This window comes from Bacillus swezeyi, assembly GCF_001969815.1.
Lineage (GTDB): Bacteria > Bacillota > Bacilli > Bacillales > Bacillaceae > Bacillus > Bacillus swezeyi.
Genome location: NZ_MRBK01000004.1, coordinates 470,258 through 493,913 on the forward strand (window position 1 = coordinate 470,258; position 23,656 = coordinate 493,913).

General features: G+C 44.7%; 20 protein-coding genes. 13 read left to right on the forward strand and 7 right to left on the reverse strand.

Annotated elements, in window-relative coordinates; genetic code table 11:
• Nucleotides 1–204: 204 nt before the first annotated feature.
• From BTA30_RS05030 to BTA30_RS05045, 4 genes are all read right to left on the reverse strand, one after another.
• Nucleotides 205–2,088: an FtsX-like permease family protein gene (locus tag BTA30_RS05030; protein ID WP_076760023.1), complete on the reverse strand. Its 1,884-nt coding sequence runs from the start codon at nucleotides 2,086–2,088 to the stop codon at nucleotides 205–207.
• A complete protein-coding gene (locus BTA30_RS05035) occupies nucleotides 2,063–2,827 on the reverse strand; it encodes an ABC transporter ATP-binding protein (protein ID WP_076760025.1) in 765 nt (254 codons plus the stop codon). The genes BTA30_RS05030 and BTA30_RS05035 overlap by 26 nt, the downstream gene beginning before the upstream one ends.
• Before the next feature lie 91 nt (nucleotides 2,828–2,918).
• Nucleotides 2,919–3,926, reverse strand: a complete 1,008-nt coding sequence (locus BTA30_RS05040) for a sensor histidine kinase (RefSeq protein ID WP_076760028.1) — start codon at nucleotides 3,924–3,926, stop codon at nucleotides 2,919–2,921.
• The gene (locus BTA30_RS05045) at nucleotides 3,923–4,630 is read right to left on the reverse strand and encodes a response regulator transcription factor (protein ID WP_076760031.1); all 708 of its coding nucleotides are present in this window, start codon (nucleotides 4,628–4,630) and stop codon (nucleotides 3,923–3,925) included. Before BTA30_RS05045 ends, BTA30_RS05040 begins: the two co-directional genes overlap by 4 nt.
• 185 nt (nucleotides 4,631–4,815) lie before the next feature.
• Here BTA30_RS05045 and BTA30_RS05050 point away from each other — a divergent pair, with 185 nt between their 5' ends.
• Entirely contained in the window at nucleotides 4,816–5,181 is a 366-nt protein-coding gene (locus BTA30_RS05050; RefSeq protein WP_076760033.1) for a YxeA family protein, read from the forward strand.
• Nucleotides 5,182–5,242: 61 nt separating this feature from the next.
• Here BTA30_RS05050 and BTA30_RS05055 read toward each other — a convergent pair whose 3' ends face one another.
• The gene (locus BTA30_RS05055; RefSeq protein WP_076760035.1) at nucleotides 5,243–6,928 is read right to left on the reverse strand and encodes a methyl-accepting chemotaxis protein; all 1,686 of its coding nucleotides are present in this window, start codon (nucleotides 6,926–6,928) and stop codon (nucleotides 5,243–5,245) included.
• 235 nt (nucleotides 6,929–7,163) lie between these two features.
• Nucleotides 7,164–8,591, reverse strand: coding sequence for an alanine/glycine:cation symporter family protein (locus tag BTA30_RS05060; RefSeq protein ID WP_192855966.1), 1,428 nt, complete (start codon nucleotides 8,589–8,591; stop codon nucleotides 7,164–7,166).
• A 316-nt stretch (nucleotides 8,592–8,907) separates the two neighbouring features.
• Here BTA30_RS05060 and ald point away from each other — a divergent pair, with 316 nt between their 5' ends.
• The 5 genes from ald to BTA30_RS05085 all read left to right on the forward strand — a co-directional run bounded on the left by ald (nucleotide 8,908) and on the right by BTA30_RS05085 (nucleotide 15,694).
• Nucleotides 8,908–10,038, forward strand: coding sequence for an alanine dehydrogenase (gene ald, locus BTA30_RS05065; protein WP_076760037.1), 1,131 nt, complete (start codon nucleotides 8,908–8,910; stop codon nucleotides 10,036–10,038).
• Nucleotides 10,039–10,191: 153 nt separating this feature from the next.
• Entirely contained in the window at nucleotides 10,192–11,703 is a 1,512-nt protein-coding gene (locus BTA30_RS05070; protein ID WP_076760269.1) for an alpha/beta hydrolase family protein, read from the forward strand.
• A 321-nt stretch (nucleotides 11,704–12,024) separates the two neighbouring features.
• Nucleotides 12,025–13,212 carry a galactokinase gene (locus BTA30_RS05075; protein WP_076760040.1) on the forward strand — a complete coding sequence of 396 codons (1,188 nt, stop codon included), beginning with the start codon at nucleotides 12,025–12,027 and terminating at the stop codon, nucleotides 13,210–13,212.
• Nucleotides 13,209–14,210, forward strand: a complete 1,002-nt coding sequence (gene galE, locus BTA30_RS05080) for a UDP-glucose 4-epimerase GalE (protein ID WP_076760043.1) — start codon at nucleotides 13,209–13,211, stop codon at nucleotides 14,208–14,210. Before BTA30_RS05075 ends, galE begins: the two co-directional genes overlap by 4 nt.
• A complete protein-coding gene (locus BTA30_RS05085) occupies nucleotides 14,207–15,694 on the forward strand; it encodes a UDP-glucose--hexose-1-phosphate uridylyltransferase (protein ID WP_076760045.1) in 1,488 nt (495 codons plus the stop codon). The genes galE and BTA30_RS05085 overlap by 4 nt, the downstream gene beginning before the upstream one ends.
• A 33-nt stretch (nucleotides 15,695–15,727) precedes the next feature.
• Here BTA30_RS05085 and BTA30_RS05090 read toward each other — a convergent pair whose 3' ends face one another.
• Nucleotides 15,728–16,900 (reverse strand): ROK family transcriptional regulator, encoded by a 1,173-nt coding sequence (locus BTA30_RS05090; RefSeq protein ID WP_076760047.1) that lies wholly within the window; start codon nucleotides 16,898–16,900, stop codon nucleotides 15,728–15,730.
• A 142-nt stretch (nucleotides 16,901–17,042) separates the two neighbouring features.
• On the opposite strand from BTA30_RS05090, the gene BTA30_RS05095 reads away from it, so the two are divergent.
• The 7 genes from BTA30_RS05095 (at nucleotide 17,043) to gnd (ending at nucleotide 23,645) form a co-directional block, all read left to right on the forward strand.
• Nucleotides 17,043–17,477: a MarR family winged helix-turn-helix transcriptional regulator gene (locus BTA30_RS05095; protein WP_239695194.1), complete on the forward strand. Its 435-nt coding sequence runs from the start codon at nucleotides 17,043–17,045 to the stop codon at nucleotides 17,475–17,477.
• 12 nt (nucleotides 17,478–17,489) lie between these two features.
• Nucleotides 17,490–17,882, forward strand: a complete 393-nt coding sequence (locus tag BTA30_RS05100) for a rhodanese-like domain-containing protein (RefSeq protein ID WP_076760051.1) — start codon at nucleotides 17,490–17,492, stop codon at nucleotides 17,880–17,882.
• 5 nt (nucleotides 17,883–17,887) lie between these two features.
• Nucleotides 17,888–18,310 carry an EVE domain-containing protein gene (locus BTA30_RS05105; RefSeq protein ID WP_076760270.1) on the forward strand — a complete coding sequence of 141 codons (423 nt, stop codon included), beginning with the start codon at nucleotides 17,888–17,890 and terminating at the stop codon, nucleotides 18,308–18,310.
• Nucleotides 18,311–18,542: 232 nt separating this feature from the next.
• A complete protein-coding gene (locus tag BTA30_RS05110) occupies nucleotides 18,543–19,274 on the forward strand; it encodes a GntR family transcriptional regulator (protein WP_076760053.1) in 732 nt (243 codons plus the stop codon).
• Nucleotides 19,267–20,808: a gluconokinase gene (gntK, locus tag BTA30_RS05115; protein WP_076760056.1), complete on the forward strand. Its 1,542-nt coding sequence runs from the start codon at nucleotides 19,267–19,269 to the stop codon at nucleotides 20,806–20,808. The genes BTA30_RS05110 and gntK overlap by 8 nt, the downstream gene beginning before the upstream one ends.
• A 22-nt stretch (nucleotides 20,809–20,830) precedes the next feature.
• Nucleotides 20,831–22,177 (forward strand): GntP family permease, encoded by a 1,347-nt coding sequence (locus BTA30_RS05120; RefSeq protein ID WP_076760058.1) that lies wholly within the window; start codon nucleotides 20,831–20,833, stop codon nucleotides 22,175–22,177.
• A 61-nt stretch (nucleotides 22,178–22,238) separates the two neighbouring features.
• A complete protein-coding gene (gene gnd, locus BTA30_RS05125; protein ID WP_076760060.1) occupies nucleotides 22,239–23,645 on the forward strand; it encodes a decarboxylating NADP(+)-dependent phosphogluconate dehydrogenase in 1,407 nt (468 codons plus the stop codon).
• Nucleotides 23,646–23,656 lie beyond the last annotated feature (11 nt).

A 23,656-nucleotide genomic window follows, 5' to 3' on the forward strand; every position in this document is an offset into this window, starting at 1 on the left:
AAGTCTAGCAGGCCATGTTAAACTTTTTGATCATTTCTTTGCATTTAGTTCTCGATTCTTTTTACAGTTTCACTCATAGAGCGATTCCCAAACACGTATTATATTCAGAATTTTTATCATATAGAGTCTGCTTGAGGTGGGTATATGGAAAACCATCTAACTTGTTCATAAGCCTTTTAAACTTTTACGGAAAGCCTAGACTGGCTAAATCGCCGCTTTAATCTGTTTTGTATAGTAGAAACGAACAATGAAAAAGTAGAACAACTGGATCGCAAAGAATATGCCGAGCACCATTGCAGATTCCTTAAAAAGGTCATACTGAAACGCATGTGACAATGCCGTCAGCGCCACCGCTCCATGAACGAGGGCGACAAGGATCGGTGCAAAGAAAAGAAGCCCGATTTGTCTGCTCAGTACTTTTTTCAGTTCACGGTCTGTCAAGCCCATCTTGGCAATTGATTGGAATTTCTGCTTATCATCTTCCAAATCAGCATATAGGCGAAAATACAGAAAGCTTCCTGCTGATACGAAAAAGACGACTCCGATAAATAATCCTATGAATAAAATGGGGCCGTATCCCCTATTGAGGTTATAAACTTCATAATCTACAGCAAAGAACTGAAAAGGCTCGAGTTTTTCTGTCAGCTTTTCTCCGGCTTCAATTACATGCTTGTCATTTTTGTCTTGAGCCTGCCATGCATAGAACCATGTTTCGATTTTTGGTTTTTTCAGCTGTTCATAGTCACTGTCTGTCACAACATAATAAGAGCCTGTTTCAGGCAATGCTTTTGATTGGATGACTTGATCAGCATGAATTTTCTTGCCTGATGCAAGGGTGATCGGCTGCTTGAGCAGCTCTTTTCCTTCGCGGTCCGTTCGTCCGTCAAAATCGACTGCTGCGGCTTTTCCTTCCGCAAGCTTGATTTTCTCCGCACCGATCAAAGCGGCGAACCGGTTATAATCCGATTGTTTGGCAATCAGCTCATTCTCGCCGTTGATGTCGAAATACTTGAGTACCGTTTCGGCTTTTTCAGTTTTAATGTTTTTTTCTTTCAATGTTTCATTAATGAAAGCTACATCTTTTTCGGTGTTTTTGTTATCTTCCCCAGAGCTATAAGTGAATGTATGGGGATTCATATTTTTTGTCCCGCCGGTCAAAAGCGTTTGAAAACCGTATAAAGTCCCGATCGCGCTGAACGCTACGGTAGATATGATCGCCACCATAAAAAACGTACGGGCATTGTCTTTCATTCGGTAAGAAAGGTCGGAAAATAATATCATATTCGTTTTTCGCCAAAACAGGTTTTTCCGTTTTTTGAGCCGGCGAATGACATAAACACTTAGTTGCGTAAACAGCAAATATGTTCCGAGAATAACGACAATTGTCACCGGCAGCATCGCTATAAAAACGCCGTTTCCCTTTGCAGACAATGCAGCATAATAGCCTGATGCAAGCAATACAGCCGCAAGCAGCGTCAGCAGGATGGACGCCTTTGGCTCTCCTTTTGATTTCTTATTCCCTTTTAACAAATTGATCAGCTTCTCACTGCGAAGCACAAACGAAACGAGGAAAGATATAAATAAGAACAGAGCAGTAAAAGAAACAAATGTCACGGCCATCGCCATCAGCGGAAAATAAAAATCGAGCTTATTTCCAATAATCAGGACATTTTCGGCGGCAAGCAAAATCAATTTTGCAAATACCAATCCAAGCACAATGCCTCCGATCGTCGCGAAAAACCCGATCACCATATTTTCAAGAAACACCATCATGCGAATTTGGCGCATGGACATTCCCTGGATCATTAATACGCCGAATTCTTTTTTTCTTGATTGAAGGAACGAACTCATCGAGTACAATACAAAGAAGAAAGAAAAGACAAAGATAATGCCCCCGGCCACATAAAGGCCCCCGTTGGCTTTCTGCCCATAACCGGAACTAAAGGAATCACCGCCCAAAGCCGGATGGAAAGCAAAAATCGCAAATGTAAAAAACACCATCACTGTAAACAAACTGCTGAGAAAATAAGCGGCATAAAGCCTTTTATTGCGAATGACGTTATTAAACGCGAACTGACGAAAGGTCATTTGCATTCCCTCCCAACAATGAAAGTGTGTCGAGAATCTTTTGGAAAAAGGCCTGGCGATTATCGCCGCGGTTTATTTCCGAATACAGCTTTCCATCTTTAATAAAGACGACCCGATTGCAGTAGCTTGCAGCCTGAGGATCGTGCGTGACAAGCATCATCGTCGTCTTCTCGCTCCGGTTGATCGATTCAAGCATTTCCATGACGTCTTTTGATGACTTTGAATCGAGGTTTCCCGTCGGTTCGTCGGCAAGCAAAAGCTTAGGCGCATGAATCATTGCTCTAGCCACAGCGGCTCGCTGTGCCTGCCCCCCTGATATCTCGAATGTGCGTTTTTTCATGATTTGCGTAATCCCGAGTTTCTCGGCTAAATCCTGCGCTCTCCGCTTCATTTCCCTGACCTTTTCTCCATCAAGCGTCAAAGGCAGAACGATGTTTTCTTCAACCGTTAATGTAGGCAAAAGATTAAAGTCCTGAAACACAAATCCCAATTCTCTTCTTCGAAACTTGGCCAATTTTTCTTTTTTAAGCAAATGCGGATTTTCTCCGTTGATCAGAATTTCCCCGGTAGTCGGTTCATCAATTGTTGCAATCATATTTAAAAGGGTCGTTTTTCCGCTTCCGGAAGGACCCATGATTCCGACAAATTCACCTTTATCAATTGTTAAGTTAATATCCGTTAATGCGCGATATGCAATTTTACCTTCATAGATTTTACTTGCTTGTTTGACATGAAGCATCACAAGATCTCCTTTCACATTTCACTTTCGATCTGTGATCAGTTTACCTAAATATCCGGAATATTAACTATCGATTCTTCTTTCACTTTCATTACATCGATGTAAGGTTTTGCGTCGCTGTGAAAATCAATCTGACTGTCGTGCCCTTCCCTTCCTCCGAATCGAGTTCGATTCGATGGCCGAGATGATCAGCCGCCGCTTTTGTCAAATAAAGGCCCATCCCCGTTGATTCTCTGAACCTGCGGCCGTTCTCTCCTGTAAAAAACGGATCGAAAATGCGCTTTTGGTCGATATCCGGGATGCCTGCACCGAAATCCTGCACTTCCAAAACTGCTTCACCCTCTTTTTCATAAAGGGAAATCATGATGGTATTGCTTTTTCCCGCTGAGTATTTCACGGCATTGTTTATAAGCTGTGAAAGCATGAAAAACAGCCACTTTTCATCTGTTTCCACGATGATGCCATTCTGTTGTTCCTCGAATTTAGGATATACCTGGCTGCGAATGTAAAAGCGCTTGTTCTCCTGGTTGACCTCATGAACAATGTCCGCCAAAACGACCGGTTTGACGCGAAAATCCTGTTCGATCGTGCGGAGTCGAGCCATATAGAGAATGGTATTCAGCCCGGTTTTGATCCGCTCCGTCTCCTCACGGATGCTGGATGATTCCGGTTCATCCAAGTTTTGAGCTGTCAGCTCAATCACGGACAGCGGCGTTTTCATCTGGTGAACCCATTGATCCATAAAGGTCAGATGTTCTTTTTTTCCGCTCTCCAGCGCTTTTAGTTCATGCCGATAATGCCTGTACTGACTTTTCAGCAGCTGTTCAAGCGCTTCGGACAGAGGAGACTGGGGCTGGTTCGTTTTTAGAAAGGTGTCATCCAATGACACCAGCCGGCTGTTGATGCGCTGATAGAACTTGCGGCGTGTATAGTAATGGTAGAAAAGGTAGCATCCGAGAAGGAAAAAACCGAGAAAAACGGCATACAAAGCAGGCCTGATGTGCCTGTACCCATCAAGCCAGTAGATCAGCAGCATCGTGAAAAACTGCAGCGCCTGAACGGCTATCAACAGATAATGCTCTCTAAAAAAAAGCTTCATTCCTCTCCCGCCTTCACCCAGGATACATTCAGGCGATAGCCGGCGCCTCTGACAGTTTCCACCGCATCTTCGATACCCAGCTCCTGAAATTTTTTTCTGACGCGGGTAATGTTGACATTCAGCGTATTTTCGTCAACATATGCCTGGTCATCCCACAGCTTTGCAAGCAAGTCTTCGCGGCCCGAAATCCGCGGATGGCGTTCCATTAAGCTTTCTATAATATCGGCTTCTTTTTTCGTTAAAGCCGCCACCTTGCCGCCGAAAGTCAATTCAAGCCTTTCCGAATACAGCCGAAGTCCATTTTTTTCAAGCAGGCGCTCCTCGGCCTTTGCCGCATATTCCCCGTAAGCGCGGCGAAGCTGGCTGCGGATTTTCGCCATGACAATCTCAGAGTGAAACGGCTTCGTAATAAAGTCGTCCCCGCCGTTTTCCAATGCCATGACTTGATCCATTTCCCCCGTTCGCGCTGAAATAAACAGGACAGGGCAAATCGATTCCTGCCGTATTTGCCGGCACCAATAATAGCCGTCAAAGCTTGGCAGATTGATATCAAGCAGCACAAGATCAGGCTGTTCGCTCCTGAATTCATCCATGACATGGTCAAAATCTTCGACCACGCTTACTTGATACCCGTATTTTACGATGTGGGATCTTAATAAATCCGCAATTTTCGGATCGTCTTCTACTATCATGATTTTTTGCATTTTCCGTCTCTCCTTCGTTTGGATATATTATGACATGAAGCAAGCAGATACACAAAACCCCTTGGCCGGCCAACCTTACAATCATGTAAGTGTACTGTAATATGAATCAATATCTTCTTTCAGTCCTTTTTTATAAAATGATGCCAGATGACTGATGAACTAAACCGAAAGAGGAGAAAGATACAATGAGAAAGCCGAAAATGGGACTTATTGCCGCGGTTCTTATCGCTGTTGCCGCAGTATTTGCATTGCAAAAGCTGACGGGAGGGCTTGTACCGCTGGCCGATGAAGTGATCCAAAGCTTTCAACAGTCTGAAGCATACTACGTCAAAACCACAGACAATGCCGAAATGTTAGGCAATGGAAAATACAGTTATACACTCACCGGATATGATGCAAGCGGAAACAAGCAGCAAATCAAAACAGAAATAGACAAAAAACTGCACCCCGGCGCTTTCATTAAGATTTATGCTGCCGGAGCCAAGGGAAAAGGCTGGGTTGAAGTAACAAAAGAAGAGGTTCCTGAAGGTGCTCTGGCGGAAATGGAATGATTTAGCTTGAAGTCAAATAAAACCCCATCGTCATGATGGGGCTTTAAACGCAGATGATCAATTAATATTTAAAGCGATTGATAATGGTTTGAAGTTCTTCTGCCAGCTGAGATAATGATTCTGCTGCATATGAGATTTCTTCCATTGAAGCCAGCTGCTCCTGTGTCGAGGAAGCGGCCGCTTGTGTACTTGCTGATGTTTCCTTTGTTCCAACATCCAATGTATGAATGGCGTTTTGAACCATTTCTACACCTGATGTAAGCTGCTGAGTGGATGCTGCCACTTCTTGTATTTGAGTAGCAACCTGTTCCACCAGATTCAGAATCTCATTGAAATTCCCGGTTGTCTCTTGTGAAAGAGCGATCCCAGAGCTTACATTCTCTTGAACAACCTTTATGTTATTGACCGTTTCAACCGATTCATTTTGGATGGTCGATACCAATGATTGAATGTGATTGGCAGATTGATTCGTTTCATCCGCCAATTTCCGAACCTCTTCCGCTACTACTGCGAACCCTTTTCCTTGCTCCCCGGCTCTGGCCGCTTCAATCGCCGCATTCAGCGCCAATAAATTCGTCTGCTCTGAAATATCTGTGATAAGCGAAGAAATATCGCTGATCTCCGCAGTGCTGGACACCAATGCCTGCAGACCATTCCCGGCGGAATCGACAGATTTATCAATGAAATTCATTTGGTCCAGCATTTTATGAACGGACTTAGACCCTATTTCGGCTTTGTTTCTCATCGAAGAAGAAAGATCTGCTATGCTGCCTGTGTTTGAAGCAACAGATGATAAACGTTCCAATAACTCATTAATGGATTGTGAGCTTTGTTCTGTCATCGAGCTTTGCTCCGTATTGCTGTCGGCAATCGTCTGCATCTCGTTGGAAATATGTTCAGAAGTTGATTTCGATTCTTCCGCGCTTGCCGACAATTCTTCTGAGGATGCGGCGACTTGTTCAGACGAGCTGCTAATCTGCTTTACAATTTGCGACAATGAATGAACAAAAGCGTTGAAAGACTGCGCCAGCTGTCCAAACTCGTCTTTATTTTTGACGATGACTTTTTTGGTTAAATCGGCCTCTCCATGAGCAATTTCCTCAAGCTGCTTATTAAGGCTTCTGAGCGGCACCATAATGGACTTTAACAGCAATAGGCTTAACATAATCCCTAAAACGGCGGAAACGCCTGTGACGGTGATGATGAACCATTCACTCATCTTTCCGTTGTCGCGGATTTCCGCTTTTAGACCCTCCACCTCCTGGTCCAGGCTTTTGACCAGCTTATTGACAGACGGATCCAAGACGTCTTTTCTTAATGTTCTTTCATCTCCGAAGTGGATGGTTTCAGCTTTTTCCGGGCTTGTTGCATATGCCTGCAATACTTGTTGATTTAAATCCCAATACTTCGTGAAACTTTTTTTAATTTCTTTAACATTCGATTGATATTTCTCATCATGAATCAGGTCATTGACTCGGTCGAGGCTCTTCAGGACATCGTCAGCTTTCTCCTCCATCCCCTCGCCATAGTCTTTGTCGCCGGTAATAATAAAACCTCTTTCATCATTCGATAAACCCGTCAATCGATATTGAATGTGCTTAATCTCTTTTTGAAATTCCATTTTGTCTTTAAGCACTTCATTCTTTTTTACAGTAGAAGTAATCATAAAAACAGAGGAGCCTCCGATTCCAACGATTGAAACGACTAAAATTGAAATAATCCCTAGCAATTTCGTTTTCACTTTCATTATGGTTATCCTTTCTGATCTATGTCATCTATGAAACAAAGCATGTCCAAGCAAATGTCTGCGATGTGCAATTACAAAATGCTTACTGCCATTAATATCGACATATTTCGTCAATTTTTTTAGGTCGATTAGTTTGGAAATGATGGTATAAGCCAAGAAGTTTTATAGAGAAAAGTTTAGATGAAGACGAGATGAGGAACCAAAAAGGCCCTGCCTGCCAGCAGAGCCCTGTGATTTATTGGTCGGTTGGTTGATTTATTGAACCTGCCGCTTTGGAATTTTTATAGAAATGATGAAAATAATCGTTTGTCTCCGCTACGATGACTTTCCACAAAAGAAGAAGCGCAACTAAGTTGGGAATCATCATCAGCGCATTGGCCATATCGGCAAACGCCCATACAGTTACAAGATTGGCAACCGTCCCTATTCCGCAAGCCATAATATAGACGAGGCGATAGCCTGCAATTCCTTTAGATCCGGCCAGATACTCAAAACATTTTTCTCCGTATACATACCAGCCTACAATCGTAGAAAAGCCAAAGAAGATAACGGAAAGCGCCACGATATATTCACCGGCTGCACCAAGAACAGAGCCAAAAGCTGCACTTGTCAATGCCCCGCCCTCCAGAGCGGCGTCATGCGGCACACCTGAAATCAAGCCGCCGGACGGGTCCCAGAATCCCGTAATGATAAGGGTTAAACCGGTCATCGTACAAACGACAATCGTTACAATAAATGTACCAGTCATCGCCACAAGGGCTTGTTTAACCGGATGATCAGCACGGGCATTGCCTGCGATTAATGCCGCTGTCCCAAGACCTGCTTCATTTGAAAAAATGCCGCGGGAAACCCCGTTGCGAATGGCCTCAGAGACGACAATTCCAAGAAAACCGCCAGCTGCCGCTACAGGGTGGAAAGCATAATTGAAAATCAGCTCAAAAGCCGGGATGATCATATCATAATTTAAAATGAGGATTAAGACCGCCCCGCCCATGTACAAGAAAGCCATGATCGGCACAAAGAAACTGGCAACGGTGCTGATCCGCTGGATGCCGCCGAAAATAATCACACTGACAAGGATGACTAAAATCAAGCCTGTCACCCAATTGTCCATGCCAAAACTGTTCTTTGTCACATCGGCAATCGTATTGGACTGTACACTGTTGCCTATCCCTAACGCGGCAAAGGCGCCAAACAGGGCAAAGGCGATCGCAAGCCCTTTAAATCTGCGGCCGAGCCCGCGTTCGATATAATACATCGGCCCGCTTGAATATTCGCCCCTGTCATTTTTCACCCGGTACTTCACAGCAAGCAATGCTTCCCCATACTTAGTAGCCATCCCTAGTAAACCAACAATCCACATCCAAAAAATTGAACCTGGGCCGCCGAGCGTCAAGGCAGTTGCGACACCGGCGATGTTGCCGTTTCCAATGGTTGCAGCGAGCGCGGTCATAAGGGCTTTAAAGTGGCTCACATCCCCTTCAGCGGCTGCATCCTTGCTATCTTCTTTCCCGAACCCAATCTTAAACGCATAGATCAGGCGGCGAAATTGCAATCCTTTTAAAACAATCGTTAAAAATAAGCCTGTCCCAAATAATAAAATTAAACTGGGCGGCCCCCATAATACCTTATTAATCTTGCCTAGTATCTCTAAGATATCCACACGACTCACTCCTGACAAAGATAACGCTTTCATAGTTGCAAGAGATATTCTATCATAACGAAAAAAACTTATGTTTGTGAAACAACACAAAATATAAGCGCTTTCCTTTGTTTTTTTAACAAACCTATTTTGGGAAGAAAAATTTTTTTAATATACAAATAAACCTTTCATACTTTCAATCTCCTTCAATGTTCACTAATTTGTTAAATTTCACAAAAAAGCGCTTACATTTTTAATTTTACACACGATGTCGTTCTTTGTTCGGAGATTTATACTAGCGATAGAATCACATTTACTTGTTTAGGGGGACGACAACATGATCATTGGTATTCCTAAGGAAATCAAAAATAACGAGAATCGCGTAGCCATTACTCCAGCGGGTGTAGTGGCGCTGACAAAGAGCGGCCATCAAATCTTAATTGAACAAGGCGCCGGAATCGGAAGCGGCTTTGAAGATGCCGACTACACGACAGCCGGAGCGACAATTATTCCTGACGCCAAAGATGTATGGGCAAAAGCGGAGATGGTCATGAAGGTTAAAGAACCGATCAGCTCTGAATACGGCTACTTCCGCAAAGGGTTAATCTTATTTACGTACCTGCACTTAGCTGCCGAGCCGAAGCTTGCCAAAGCGCTCTCCGACAGCGGTGTCACTGCAATTGCTTATGAAACGGTCGAAGTCAGCCGGACGCTGCCGCTGCTGACTCCGATGAGTGAAGTGGCAGGCCGCATGGCATCGCAGATCGGCGCACAGTTCCTTGAAAAATCAAAAGGCGGGAAAGGTATTCTTTTATCTGGCGTACCAGGTGTGAAACGCGGCAAAGTGACGATCATCGGCGGCGGTGTGGTCGGTACAAACGCAGCTAAAATCGCCGTCGGTCTTGGCGCTGACGTCACACTTATTGACCTGAGCGCAGAGCGTCTGCGCCAGCTTGATGACATGTTCGGCAAAGACATTCAAACGCTGATGTCCAATCCGCTCAACATTGCGGAATCTGTAAAAGAATCAGACCTTGTGATCGGCGCCGTCTTAATCCCCGGAGCAAAAGCGCCTAAGCTTGTCACAGAAGACATGATCAAGTCCATGTCGCCAGGCTCAGTCGTCGTTGACGTAGCGATTGACCAAGGCGGCATTATCGAAACAGTTGATCATATCACTACACATGATAACCCGACATATACGAAACACGGTGTTGTCCACTATGCCGTAGCCAATATGCCTGGCGCCGTTCCGCGGACATCAACGATCGGATTAACAAACGTCACCATTCCTTATGCCATGCAAATCGCAAACAAAGGCGTCGAAAAAGCGGTTGCCGATAATCAAGCCCTGGCTCGCGGAGTCAACGTTGCAAACGGCAGCATCACATATGAGGCAGTAGCCCGTGACCTCGGATATGAATACGAAACTGTAGAGAATGCACTTCGCAAAGTAACGGCTGTATAATCCCAGCCCTCTCTGTCTATTGACGGAGGGGTCTTTTCTGTTTTAAGTGACAAAATTGTCACCGGGATGTAAGGAAAATCGATAGCTCAGAAGCGGCCGGACAAGTTAAGGTGACATTACAGAATGATCGACTTGAAAGAGGGGGAATTGATCCTGAGACTGTTTGAGCTGCTGCTGTTGATATCGAATATAGGATTGTTGGGATTAACTGTTTTGCTGAAAAAAGAACGACGCAGGGTTCCGATCTTCATTGCAAGCGGAATTACCCTGCTTGTGCTGGCCATTCATTGGAAAGTCGAGGGTTTAAGGGTGCAATTGCTTTTCCCTTACGTACTGACGATCTTGTTTCTGGCCGGATCAATTTATGGCTGTTTTAAAAAGACTGCTTTTCGACATATCCCCCGTTTCATATTGGGACTGGCTTATACCGTGAGCGCCGTCATGCTGACGCTGACGGCATGCCTCATGTATGCATTTCCTGTGTTTCAGCTGCCGGAACCGACGGGAGAACACAAAGTGGGCACACAGATTTTTCACTTAGTCGATAAAGGCAGAGATGAGATTTTTGATGAGAAAAAAAAGGGAAAAAGAGAATTAATGGTTCAAATCTGGTATCCTGCAAAACATGCAAATGGACAGCCCGCCCCTTTTATAGAAGAGGGTCCTGTTCTGAAGGAAGAACCGCTCTCCAAAACCCTAGGCTTTCCGTCTATTGTCATGAACTACCTAAAATACATTCCGAGCCATTCCTATGGAGGAGCAGAGGTTTCCACTAAAAGCCGTTCTTATCCACTCATTATCTTAAACCACGGCTACAAGTCATCGCGGATCTATCATGCTTCACAAGCAGAAAACCTTGCTAGTCATGGCTATATCGTCGCCTCAATCGACCATACATACAGTGCATTTGCCACCGTATTTCCTGATGGGAGAACAGCTACGATGAAAACAGATGAGTATTTGATCGCTGAAAAAGACTACCGTAATATGGTAGGAAAAGTTTGGACAGACGATATCGCATTCGTTCTCGATCAGTTTGAGCTTATCAATTCCGGGCAAATTCGCACCCAGTTTAAAGGAAGAATCGATTTGGATCATATCGGTGTATTCGGCCATTCCTTCGGCGGGGCCGCCTCATACGATGCTTCTTATGACGGCAGAATCACGGCGGGAATTGATCTTGACGGCGGCCTGTACCGTTACCATAATCGTCCTGGCACGACAAAGCCATTTATGTTTATTTTCTCTGAAAGCACATTTGACCGCTTCAATAAAGTCAGACAGCATCACGTCTATACTGATGAAGAATTAAAAACAATGGGAGCAACGAGAGAAGAAATCAAAAAGGAGACTAAAGACGCCGAAGCCGAGATCGCACATTTTAGATATGCAGCCAGCCGGGGCAGGGGCAGCCGCATTCTATATGTCAAAGACATGGAGCACTACAACTTTGCCGATGTACAGTTTCTCACTCCGATTCTCCGGCATATCGGGCTGACAGGTCAAATCGATCCATCAAGAGCCGCATCCATCATCAACGCCTATACTTTAAGCTTTTTTGACAAGCATTTAAAAAACAAAGACGGACGGCTGCTTGAAGGGCCGGATGAAAAGTTCCCGGAAGTGAAGTTTGTGGATTCTCTGTTTGACGAGAGAAAGAAATAAAAAAGATGCCCAGGCTTTGTCTGGGCATCAGATTGTTGAAAAAACTCGAGTGATACGCTAAAAAAATTCACGTTCACTATACATTATTTATGTGATGGAAGTGTTCTCCGCACTTTCAGCCAAAGATGTTTCTATGTTCTCAATTCTATAAGACGTATATAGAGAGAGTTTACCTGAGAAAGTGTGCAAAAGTTTAGCCATCCTTCAAAATTGAAAACATACTTTTTATTGCGCCAAGAAAAAAGCCATAGTACACTTGGATTAACTTAATTAAATTAATTTATTAAGTTTGGCCAATGTCTCAAATGTATAGGAGGACTTATGAATTCTTTAGCCGCTTTATCAAATGAATTTCGTTCGATTTTCAATACGGCAAAGACACCAAGAATCTTTTTTGCTCCCGGAAGAATCAACTTGATTGGAGAACATACGGATTACAATGGAGGACATGTGTTCCCCGCCTCTATCTCATATGGTACATATGCGCTGGGCGTGAAGCGGGACGACCAAATCATTCGATTCTACTCAATGAATTTCCCCGAGATGGGGGTTATTGAATGCAGCTTATCCGATTTAGCTTTTGCCCAATCCCACAGCTGGGTCAATTATCCGAAGGGAATGTTTCATTTTATGAAAGAGGCGGGACATCAAATTGTACACGGCGCCGATATTTTGTTTTATGGAAATATCCCGCACGGAGCCGGCCTCTCTTCTTCTGCATCTATTGAGCTTGCAACAGGCGTTTTATTAAAAGGGCTTTTTGATTTAGAAATGGAATCCATTCCCATGATAAAGCTTGGACAAAAAGTTGAAAACGAGTACATTGGCGTAAACAGCGGCATTATGGACCAATTTGCCATCGGCATGGGGAAGGAAGATCATGCCATCCTGTTACATTGCAAAACGTTAGAATACAAATATGCACCATTCGTTTTGAAGGATCACGTGATGATCATCATCAATACAAATAAACAGCGCACTTTAGCCGGGTCTAAGTACAATGAAAGACGCGCCCAATGCGAAGAAGCGCTGAGCGATTTACAAAGGGAAATATCGCTCAGATGCCTCGGCGATTTGACAATAGAGGCATTCGAAGCAAATAAACATCTCATACAGTATGAATTGAATCAAAAGCGCGCCAAGCACGTCGTCTACGAAAATGCCCGGACGCTAGAAGCGCGGGAAAAACTTCAGCAAGGCGACCTCGCCGGCTTTGGCAAACTGATGAATGAATCCCATCTATCATTAAGAGATGATTATGAAGTCACAGGCCTTGAGCTTGATACGATCGTACAGACCGCATGGGAACAAGACGGCGTCTTGGGAGCCCGTATGACCGGGGCCGGATTCGGCGGCTGTGCGATTGCCATCGTTGAAAAGGAGAGTGCAGATGATGTTAAGAAAAACGTAAGTGCCGTCTACCGGAAAACAGTCGGTTATGAGGCAACGTTTTATACTGCAGCTATAGGCGACGGTGCAAAAGAAATTGAGAGAGGAGTGGTTATATGAGTGTGCTGGTGTTGGGCGGAGCCGGCTATATTGGTTCACACGCCGTGTATCAATTAATCGACAAGGGAGAAACTGTCGTCATCGTTGACAATCTCGAAACCGGTCAAAGGCAGGCGATACATCCTGATGCAGCCTTTTATGAAGGGGATATCCGTGATATCGATTTTCTTCGCTCTGTTTTTGAAAAGGAACCGATTGAAGAAGTGATCCACTTCGCCGCCAATTCACTTGTCGGCGAGTCCATGAAAAATCCCCTCAAGTACTATAACAACAACGTGTACGGAACCCAGGTTTTACTTCAGACCATGATCGAACACGATGTGAAAAAAATTGTTTTCTCCTCGACCGCGGCCGTCTATGGAGAACCCGAATCCACTCCGATTACAGAAGCGATGCCGACGCTTCCGACGAGCACTTACGGAGAAACGAAACGGATCATGGAAAAGTTAATGAAACGGACTGATGAAGCCTATGGCGTCAATTATGTCTCCTTGCGTTATTTTAATGTAGCAGGGGCAAGAGAAACGGCAGAGATCGGGGAAGATCATTGTCCGGAAACACACCTTGTCCCCATTATATTGCAGACGGCTCTCGGACAAAGATCGCACATCACCATTTTTGGTGACGATTATAATACGCCTGACGGAACTTGCATCCGCGACTACGTCCATGTGGAGGATCTCATCGATGCCCACCTGGCGGCATTAGATTATCTAAGAGACGGCGGCCAAAGCGATGTCTTCAATCTTGGCAGCAGCCAGGGGTTTTCGGTGAAAGAAATGATCGATGCGGCAAGATCCGTCACTGGAAAAGAAATTCCTGCTAAAATCGGTGCGCGGAGAGACGGCGACCCAAGCATTTTGATTGCCGGTTCAGACAAGGCAAAACAAGTACTAGACTGGAAACCGGCGCGCACTTCTGTGGCAAAGATCATTGAAGACGCTTGGAAATGGCACTCCTCACATCCAAACGGGTATCGGAAGGAAGTGTCAACATGATTTACAAAGATATAGCGGGCCTCATTCAAAAAGCGCTGGAAGCGGATTTAATTGAATCGGCTGATGTGAATTACGCCCGCAACCAATTGATGCACCTGCTGGGGCTGGAGTTATTTCCTGAAGAGGGTGTTGGAACAACCGATGAATCCATCCCCGACCTGCTTGAAAAGCTGACCGGCTATGCTGCCAAACACGGCATCATAACAGACGCTTCAGATGACAAGGAGATTTTATCAGCCAATATCATGAATTGCTTTGTTGCAAGACCGTCTGTCATCAATGCGGTTTTCAACCAGAGATATCATGAATCTCCGAGTGCAGCTACCGAGTATTTTTATCGGCTCAGCCAAAACAGCCATTACATTCAGACAAAACAGATCGAGAAAAATATTTCGTATAAGGTGGATACTGCCTATGGCGAAATGGATATTACAATCAACTTATCAAAACCTGAAAAAGATCCCGAACAAATCAAGCGGGAACGCGAAGCGAAACAAACCCACAGCTATCCTAAATGCCTGTTGTGCAAGGAAAACGAAGGCTACACAGGGCGGATCGGATATCCGGCACGGGCTAATCACAGGATCATCCAAATACCGCTTCTTGATGAAAATTGGTATTTCCAATATTCACCCTATGTCTATTACCGTGAGCATAGCATTTTGTTTTCGGAAAAACACCGCCGCATGAAAATCGACAAACAGGCATTTCACAGGCTTCTCACTTTTACAGAGATGTTTCCGCATTATTTTATCGGATCAAATGCCGATTTGCCGATCGTCGGCGGATCTATTTTAAGCCATGACCATTATCAGGCCGGATGTTATGAGTTTGCCATGACGCGCGCGGAAGATGCTTTTTCATTTCAATTACATCGCCATCCGCAAATTGAAGCTTCCGTATTAAAATGGCCGATGTCCGTGATCCGCCTGAAAGGAACAACAATAAACAGCCTTGTTGAGGCGGCGGATGATATTTTTCAAACCTGGAAAAACTACTCGGATCAATTAGCAGATGTCATCGCTTTTACTGATGACACGCCACATAACACGATTACGCCGATTGCCAGAAATCGCAATGGCATCTTTGAAATTGACCTTGTGCTCAGAAACAACCGGACATCTGCTGAACATCCATTCGGCATTTTTCATCCGCATGAAGACGTGCATCATATTAAGAAAGAAAATATCGGATTAATTGAGGTAATGGGGCTGGCCATCCTGCCGCCTCGTTTAAAGGCTGAACTGGCGGCAATCAAAGAGTTTCTGCTTGGCCGTCCAAGCCGGATCGAAGCCCATCATCAAGAATGGGCAGAACACCTTAAATCCGAGTATCGAGAAATTTCCAGCCCGGAGCATGCTGAATTGGTTTTACAGAAGGAACTCGGAAATAAATTTGTCAAAGCCCTTGAAGATGCCGGAGTATTAAAAGAGCGGAAAGCTTTTATGCGTTTTATTGATGCGGTGAATCAACAGATAAACTAAGGATGAAAATAGGCTGTTCCAAAAGGGTTCAGCCTATTTCAGCACCGGATCAAATAATTCCGTCAGCAGTAACGAAACAGCGCCCAATAACGTCGCCTCGTCACCAAGCCGGGTAACAGCCACATCTGTCTGTCTCGCTTCAGCTGTCAGAGCTTTTTTCTGTATCGTTTCCACAATGGCAGGCATCATGAATTTTTCGCCCTTCATGACCCCGCCTCCCAACACCATTTTACTTGGATTGACAAGATGAATGAAGTTGGTTAATCCGATTCCGATGATGCTGCCCGTTTCATGAAATAGATCGATGCAGGTTTGGTTTCCGCTTTGCGCCATCTCAAACATGTCTTGAGCCGTCAGTCCGCCCGCGCGCTCTTTGAGCTGTTTTCTCCCCCGTTCGGCAATAGCAGGTCCGCTCACTAATGTTTGCAGGCACCCTCGGTTTCCGCATTCACACATTTCACCGTTCATATCAATGATCATATGTCCCAATTCTCCGGCGATCCCTTGAGCCCCGTGATATAATTTCCCGCTGATCACGATACCGGCGCCCACGCCCCTGCCAATATTAACGGCAGCCATGCTGTCAACATCGCCATGGCCGCCGAACCATGATTCGCCCAGCGCCATCGCGCGAGCGTCATTTTCAACTTTTACCGTTAAGTTGAATTCTTTTTCCAGCGCTTCTTTTATGGGGATATTGGTTAAGTTTAAAATGGGTGCGATCAGAGACGTTCCCGTTTCCGCATCGACCACCCCGTGCATCGCGATTCCGATGCCGATGATTTTTTCTTGGTCGACACTGGACTGGCTTAAAATTGTATCTATATTCTCCTTTAAAACAGCCATGAACATATCGTTCGTTAACGGTTTTTCCAGCAAACTGGATGTCCGCTGAAAAATGCCTCCAGCTAAATCGGTTAATATACATTCCACCGTCTCAGGCCCCGCATCAACGCCAATCACATAAAAAGCACCTGTGTTGATGTGCAGCATTGTCGGTTTTCTTCCCCCGCTGGAGTGGCCGAGCGTGCTTTCCTTTACCAGCCCTTGATCTATAAGCTCTTTGACAATGCTGCTGACCGTAGGCGGCGTAATCCTTGTTTCTTTGGCGATTTGCGCTCTGGAAATCGGCTCTGATGTTCTAATCTTATTTAGAATAATGGATTTGTTAACCGACTTCATTAATTGAAATGTTCCTCGCTGCATGGGGAATCCTCCATTTTAAACATATAGTAGGTTTTATTTTATCACGGTTAGTTAATTAAATTAACAAACGAAAATAAGAAAGGTTGCATTCGGTATAATAATCAGTTAAACTGACTATATTATTTGTTGACTATCTCAGGAGGTGACGATTTTGGAGCAATTAAACCAGTTTTATGGGTTTTTGTTAGGAAAGATTCTTCAGCAAATGGAGGATCAATTCGCTGACGTTCTGACTCCGTTTAATCTTAGTGCCAGGCAATTCGGAGTGCTTATATTTATTAAAGAAAACCCCTACTCTTCGCAAAAGCTGATTTCCGAGAAATTGCAGATCGACCGTACCACAATGGTGAGCCATGTTGACCATTTAGAGGGATCAGGCTTTGTGGAACGGACCAAAAATGCAAGTGACCGCAGAGCATACAGCCTGCTCATTACTGAAAAAGGCAGTGATGTACTGTCATCATGCAAACAGGTTTTAGTACAAACAGAATATGAAGTTTTATCCCCCCTAAATGAAAATGAACAAAAATTATTGAAAGATTTGCTTTTGAAAGTATGGAGCAAATATAAAAACTAGGAGGAGTGCCGCATGAATTCACTCGATTTTTTCAATGCACGTTTAGAAGCTACCATTAGTCCGATGGATTTTGTCAAATCAGCAAAGCTCCACCCTGAGAAATATTTCTTAGTGGATGTAAGAAACGGACCAAGCGAATTCAAGAAAGTGACGATAAAAGATGCTCAAATGATACCTGAACAGGATCTCCCTAATCGATTAAACGACATCCCAAAAGATAAAGAGATCATTGTGTACTGCTGGGATGTCTGGTGTAATACAGCAGCTAAAGCGGCTAAATTTTTATTAGAAAATGGTTATCAAGTGAAAGAGTTGACCGGAGGCATTGCGGCATGGAGAGAAATGAATTTTCCTGTGTCAGCATGTACTGAAGGGGCTACTGACAAGGATCATTGCGGGTGCTGAAGCAGATGAAAACAAAGTATTGGATTGGTGTGGCTTCCCGCGATCATGTCTTGAAGGGGGTATCCGGAGGCTTTGCCCAGCTTTGCCACGGAAAAGAGGCCCCTCTAAAAAGAATGAATCCTGGTGATTGGATCATTTATTACTCTCCAAAGCAGAATCTAAAAGATCATGCACCCTATCAAAAATTTACAGCTGTAGGAAAAGTGGCTGATGACAGGGTGTACAAATTTGAAGCAGGAGAAGGATTCATGCCCTACAGAAGAAAAATCGTCTTTTTGAAATGTTTGGAAATGTCCATCCACCCATTCATTTCTTCCCTCTCTTTCATCAAAAACAAAAAGCACTGGGGCTATTCCTTCCGATTTGGACATACAGAAATCAGCGAACAAGACTTCAAACTCATTTTTAAACAAATGATCAAAATATAAAGGGCGGTGACTCCCTTTATATTTTTTTGCCTTGGCAGGACCTTCGCCGATTATCCGGTTCCCCTTGTTCTACATTGCGTTCGATTCTTTAAACAGCGCTTTAACATAGACAAAGTGTTTTTTAATGGAAAAATTTTCTGTAAAATTTGAAATGAAAGTGTTTGCATAATCAAAATAATCGCGTTATCATACTTGTATACAAGTATACTCGTATAACTAGGAAGGTGAGTGTATGAGCGAATCTAAAGGTTTTTTATACCCGGAAAAGTGGCTTTCAAGGGCTTCAACTGGTGTTCGCGTCGCATCCGAGCTCAGAATGCGCATTATTTCCGGCATGATTGAAAGCGGTACCATTTTGTCTGAAAATAAATTGGCTGCGGAATTTTCGGTGAGCCGGTCTCCCATCCGCGAGGCTTTAAAAATACTGGCATCAGAAAAAATCATCCGCCTGGAACGGATGGGCGCCGTTGTCATCGGGCTGACCGAAAAAGAAATTGAAGAAATTTATGATGTCCGTTTATTGATGGAAACATTCGTATTTGAACGGCTTGGGAAAGCAAATGTAGACGAACTGGCAACAGACCTAAGCAAAATATTGGAAATGATGAAAATCTCCATCAAATACAAAGATGCTGATGAATTCTCATTTCAAGATGTCTTATTTCATGAAACGATTGTACGCTCCATCAACCATTCCTACATTCTGATGATATGGAACAACCTTAAACCCGTTATGGAAAGCTTTATTCTTTTATCCATGCGGGCGCGCTTAAAAGAAAAATACGAAGACTTTGAAAGAATTCTCGATAACCATGAACTTTATATTCAAGCGATCAAAACGAAAGACAGGGCCCTGATGATCAAGTCCCTACATCAAAATTTCGATGACGTACAAGATAAAGTTGAAGATCTTTGGCTGTCGCAACAAATGCTGACGAAAGGGGCCGAACAAGAAAATGACTAGTTATATGTTAGGCATAGATATCGGTACGACAAGTACGAAAGCCGTTTTATTCAGTGAAAAAGGGGACGTTATCCAAAAAGAAAGCATCGGTTATCCGCTTTACACACCGGACATCTCAACGGCTGAACAAAACCCGGATGAAATTTTTCAAGCCGTCATCCAAACAGCGGCAAAAATCATGCAGCAGCACCCTGAAAAAAAGCTGTCATTCATTTCATTCAGCAGCGCCATGCACAGCGTCATTGCCATGGATGAAAACGACGAGCCGATGACACCGTGCATCACTTGGGCGGATAACCGAAGTGAAGGCTGGGCTCACAAGATCAAAGAAGAATTGAACGGGCACGACGTCTACAAGCGGACGGGAACTCCGATCCACCCGATGTCGCCGCTGAGCAAAATCGCCTGGATTGTCAACGAGCATCCTGAAACCGCTGCCAAAGCAAAAAAGTATATCGGGATCAAAGAATATATTTTTAAAAAGCTCTTTGATCAATATGTTGTCGATCATTCCTTAGCTTCAGCCATGGGCGTGATGAATCTGAAAACACTGGATTGGGATGATGAAGCTTTATCAATTGCCGGCATCACGCGGGATCATTTATCTAAGCTGGTTTCGACAACTGAGATCTTTCAAAACTGCAATCCGGAAATAGCGGCGATGATGGCGATCGATCCGAAAACGCCATTTGTCATCGGCGCAAGCGACGGCGTCTTGTCCAATCTCGGTGTCAACGCCATTAAAAAAGGCGAAATTGCCGTCACGATCGGGACAAGCGGCGCAATTCGGACGATTATCGACGAGCCTCAAACCGATGAAAAAGGACGAATCTTTTGCTATGCCTTAACGGAGAAGCATTGGGTCATCGGCGGACCCGTCAACAACGGCGGAATCGTTCTTCGCTGGATCAGAGATGAATTTGCCTCCTCAGAAATCGAAACGGCAAAGCGCCTTGGAATTGATCCGTACGATGTCTTAACAAAAATCGCCGAACGCGTAAGACCCGGCGCCGATGGATTGCTATTCCACCCATATCTCGCAGGCGAACGCGCTCCGTTATGGAATCCGGATGTGCGCGGCTCATTCTTCGGCCTCACCATGTCACATAAAAAAGAACACATGATTCGCGCGGCATTGGAAGGGGTTATTTACAACTTATACACCGTCTTTTTGGCTTTAACAGAATGCATGGACGGGCCTGTCACCCGAATTCAAGCGACAGGGGGCTTTGCAAGATCGGATGTCTGGCGGCAAATGATGGCCGATATATTCGAATCTGAAGTCGTCGTGCCGGAAAGCTATGAAAGCTCATGTCTGGGCGCTTGTATTTTAGGTCTTTATGCGACAGGAAAAATCGAATCTTTCGATGTCGTCTCTGACATGATCGGCAGCACTCACCGACATGCGCCCAAAGAAGAATCGGCCAAAGAATACAGAAAGCTGATGCCGATCTTTATCAACTTATCGAGGGCATTGGAACATGAGTATACACAAATTGCAAATTATCAAAGAAGCATAACCAACAACAAATAGGGGAAGAATTGGAGGCGTTATCATGCCATTATTCATTGTAGCAATCGGGATTGTCGCATTATTGCTGTTAATTATGGGGTTAAAGCTGAACACGTTTGTTTCATTGATTATCGTCTCGTTCGGCGTTGCTTTAGCACTCGGAATGCCGTTGGATGACATTGTGAAAACGATTGAAGAAGGATTGGGCGGAACGCTCGGCCACATCGCATTAATTTTTGGACTCGGCGCCATGCTGGGCAGGCTGATCGCAGATTCGGGGGGAGCGCAGCGTATTGCGATGACCCTCGTCAACAAATTCGGCGAAAAAAACATTCAATGGGCGGTCGTCATTGCCTCGTTCATTATCGGTGTTGCTTTATTCTTTGAAGTCGGACTGGTCTTATTAATTCCAATTGTATTTGCTATTTCAAAAGAATTAAAGATTTCGATTCTTTTCCTCGGTATCCCGATGGTCGCAGCTTTATCCGTCACACACGGCTTCCTGCCTCCGCACCCGGGACCGACAGCGATCGCTGGGGAATACGGCGCCAACATTGGTGAAGTTTTGCTTTACGGTTTCATTGTTGCAATTCCAACAGTGCTTGTAGCCGGGCCTTTATTTACGAAGCTTGCTAAAAAAATCGTACCGCAATCATTTACGAAAACCGGCAATATTGCATCTTTAGGGGAACAAAAAACATTCAAGCTTGAAGAGACGCCAGGCTTCGGCATCAGTGTATTTACGGCGATGCTTCCGGTTATCATCATGTCCATCTCTACGATTATTACGCTGCTTCAAGAAACGACCGGGCTGCAAGATAATGGCGTACTGGCAGCAATTCGTTTAATCGGTAATGCATCTACTTCAATGGTGATCTCCTTATTAGTCGCGATCTATACGATGGGAATCGCCAGAAAAATCCCAATCAAAACAGTGATGGACTCTTGCTCTTCAGCCATTACACAAATCGGGATGATGCTCTTAATCATCGGGGGCGGCGGCGCCTTCAAACAAGTATTAATCAATGGCGGGGTAGGCGACTATGTGGCCGAATTATTCAAAGGAACGTCAATGTCTCCTATCCTGCTTGCCTGGGTGATCGCAGCAATCCTGCGCATTTCCTTGGGGTCTGCCACAGTTGCTGCATTAAGCACGACGGGGCTCGTCATTCCAATGCTGGGACAAACGGATGCCAATCTCGCATTGGTGGTGCTGGCAACAGGGGCCGGAAGTGTAATCGCTTCCCATGTCAATGACGCCGGCTTCTGGATGTTCAAAGAGTACTTTGGTTTAAGTATGAAAGAAACATTTGCCACATGGACATTGCTGGAAACGTTCATCTCTGTAGCCGGACTTGGATTTATTCTATTGATGAGTTTAGTTGTATAACACACTACTCACTCTCGCAGTATAAAATGAACGATTAAATTGATGAAGGAGCAGGTACCAAATGTTGAATACAATCGGTGTCATAGGTTTAGGGGTAATGGGCAGCAATATCGCCCTAAACATGGCCAGCAAAGGGGAACAGGTCGCTGTCTATAACTACACAAGGGATTTAACCGACCAGCTCGTACAAAAGACTGAAGGACAGACTGTCAATCCGTACTATGAGCTTCAAGATTTTGTTCAGTCTTTAGAAACGCCGAGAAAAATCTTTCTGATGGTGACAGCAGGAAAACCGGTTGATTCAGTGATCGACTCCCTCCTCCCTTTGCTTGAAGAAGGGGATGTCATCATGGACGGCGGCAACTCCCATTACGAAGATACAGAACGAAGATATGTTAAGCTGAAAGCGAACGGAATCGGCTACTTGGGAATCGGCATTTCCGGCGGCGAAGTCGGCGCTTTAAAAGGCCCTTCCATCATGCCTGGCGGAGATCGGGATGTCTATGAAAAAGCCGCTCCAATCCTGACAAAAATCGCAGCGCAAGTCGGAGATGATCCATGCTGTGTGTATATCGGTCCAAAAGGTGCCGGGCATTTTGTCAAAATGGTGCACAACGGGATTGAATACGCTGATATGCAGCTAATCGCAGAAGCCTATACATTTTTAAGAGAAAGATTGCTTTTGCCTATTCATGAAATCGCTGACATTTTTGAATCGTGGAATCAAGGCGAGCTGAAAAGCTATTTAATCGAAATCACCGCAGAAATCTTAAGGAAAAAGGATGAAAAAACGGGTGCGCCGCTGATCGATGTCATCCTTGACAAAACAGGTCAAAAAGGCACAGGCAAATGGACAAGCATGCAAGCCGTTGACAACGGCATCCCATCTTCGATTATCACGGAATCCTTGTTTGCCCGCTATATATCATCGTTAAAAGATGAGCGGATGGCTGCGGAAAAGGTGTTAGCCGGACCTGAAACAGAAGAGCGGCACTTGGATAAAAACTTGTGGATCGACTACGTCAGACAGGCGTTATACATGGGAAAAGTCTGCGCCTATGCACAAGGCTTCGCCCAATACAAAATGACGTCTGAGCTGTACGGATGGGACTTACCTTTAAAGGATATCGCCTTAATATTCCGCGGCGGCTGCATCATCCGCGCCGAATTCTTAAATCTCATCAGTAAAGCATTCCAAGAACAGCCAAACCTGTCGAACTTGCTGATCGCGCCTTTCTTTGCAGAAAAGCTCACAGAATATCAGACAGGCTTGCGAAAAGTAGTCTGTGAGGGCATCAGCTCCGGCATCTCATTCCCATGCTTGAGCACGTCCCTATCTTATTACGACAGCTACCGGACAGGCCGTTCAAACGCAAACCTGCTGCAGGCGCAGCGTGATTACTTTGGCGCCCATACGTATGAACGTACAGATATGGAAGGTGTTTTTCACACTGAATGGTATCACTAAAAGTTTAAACT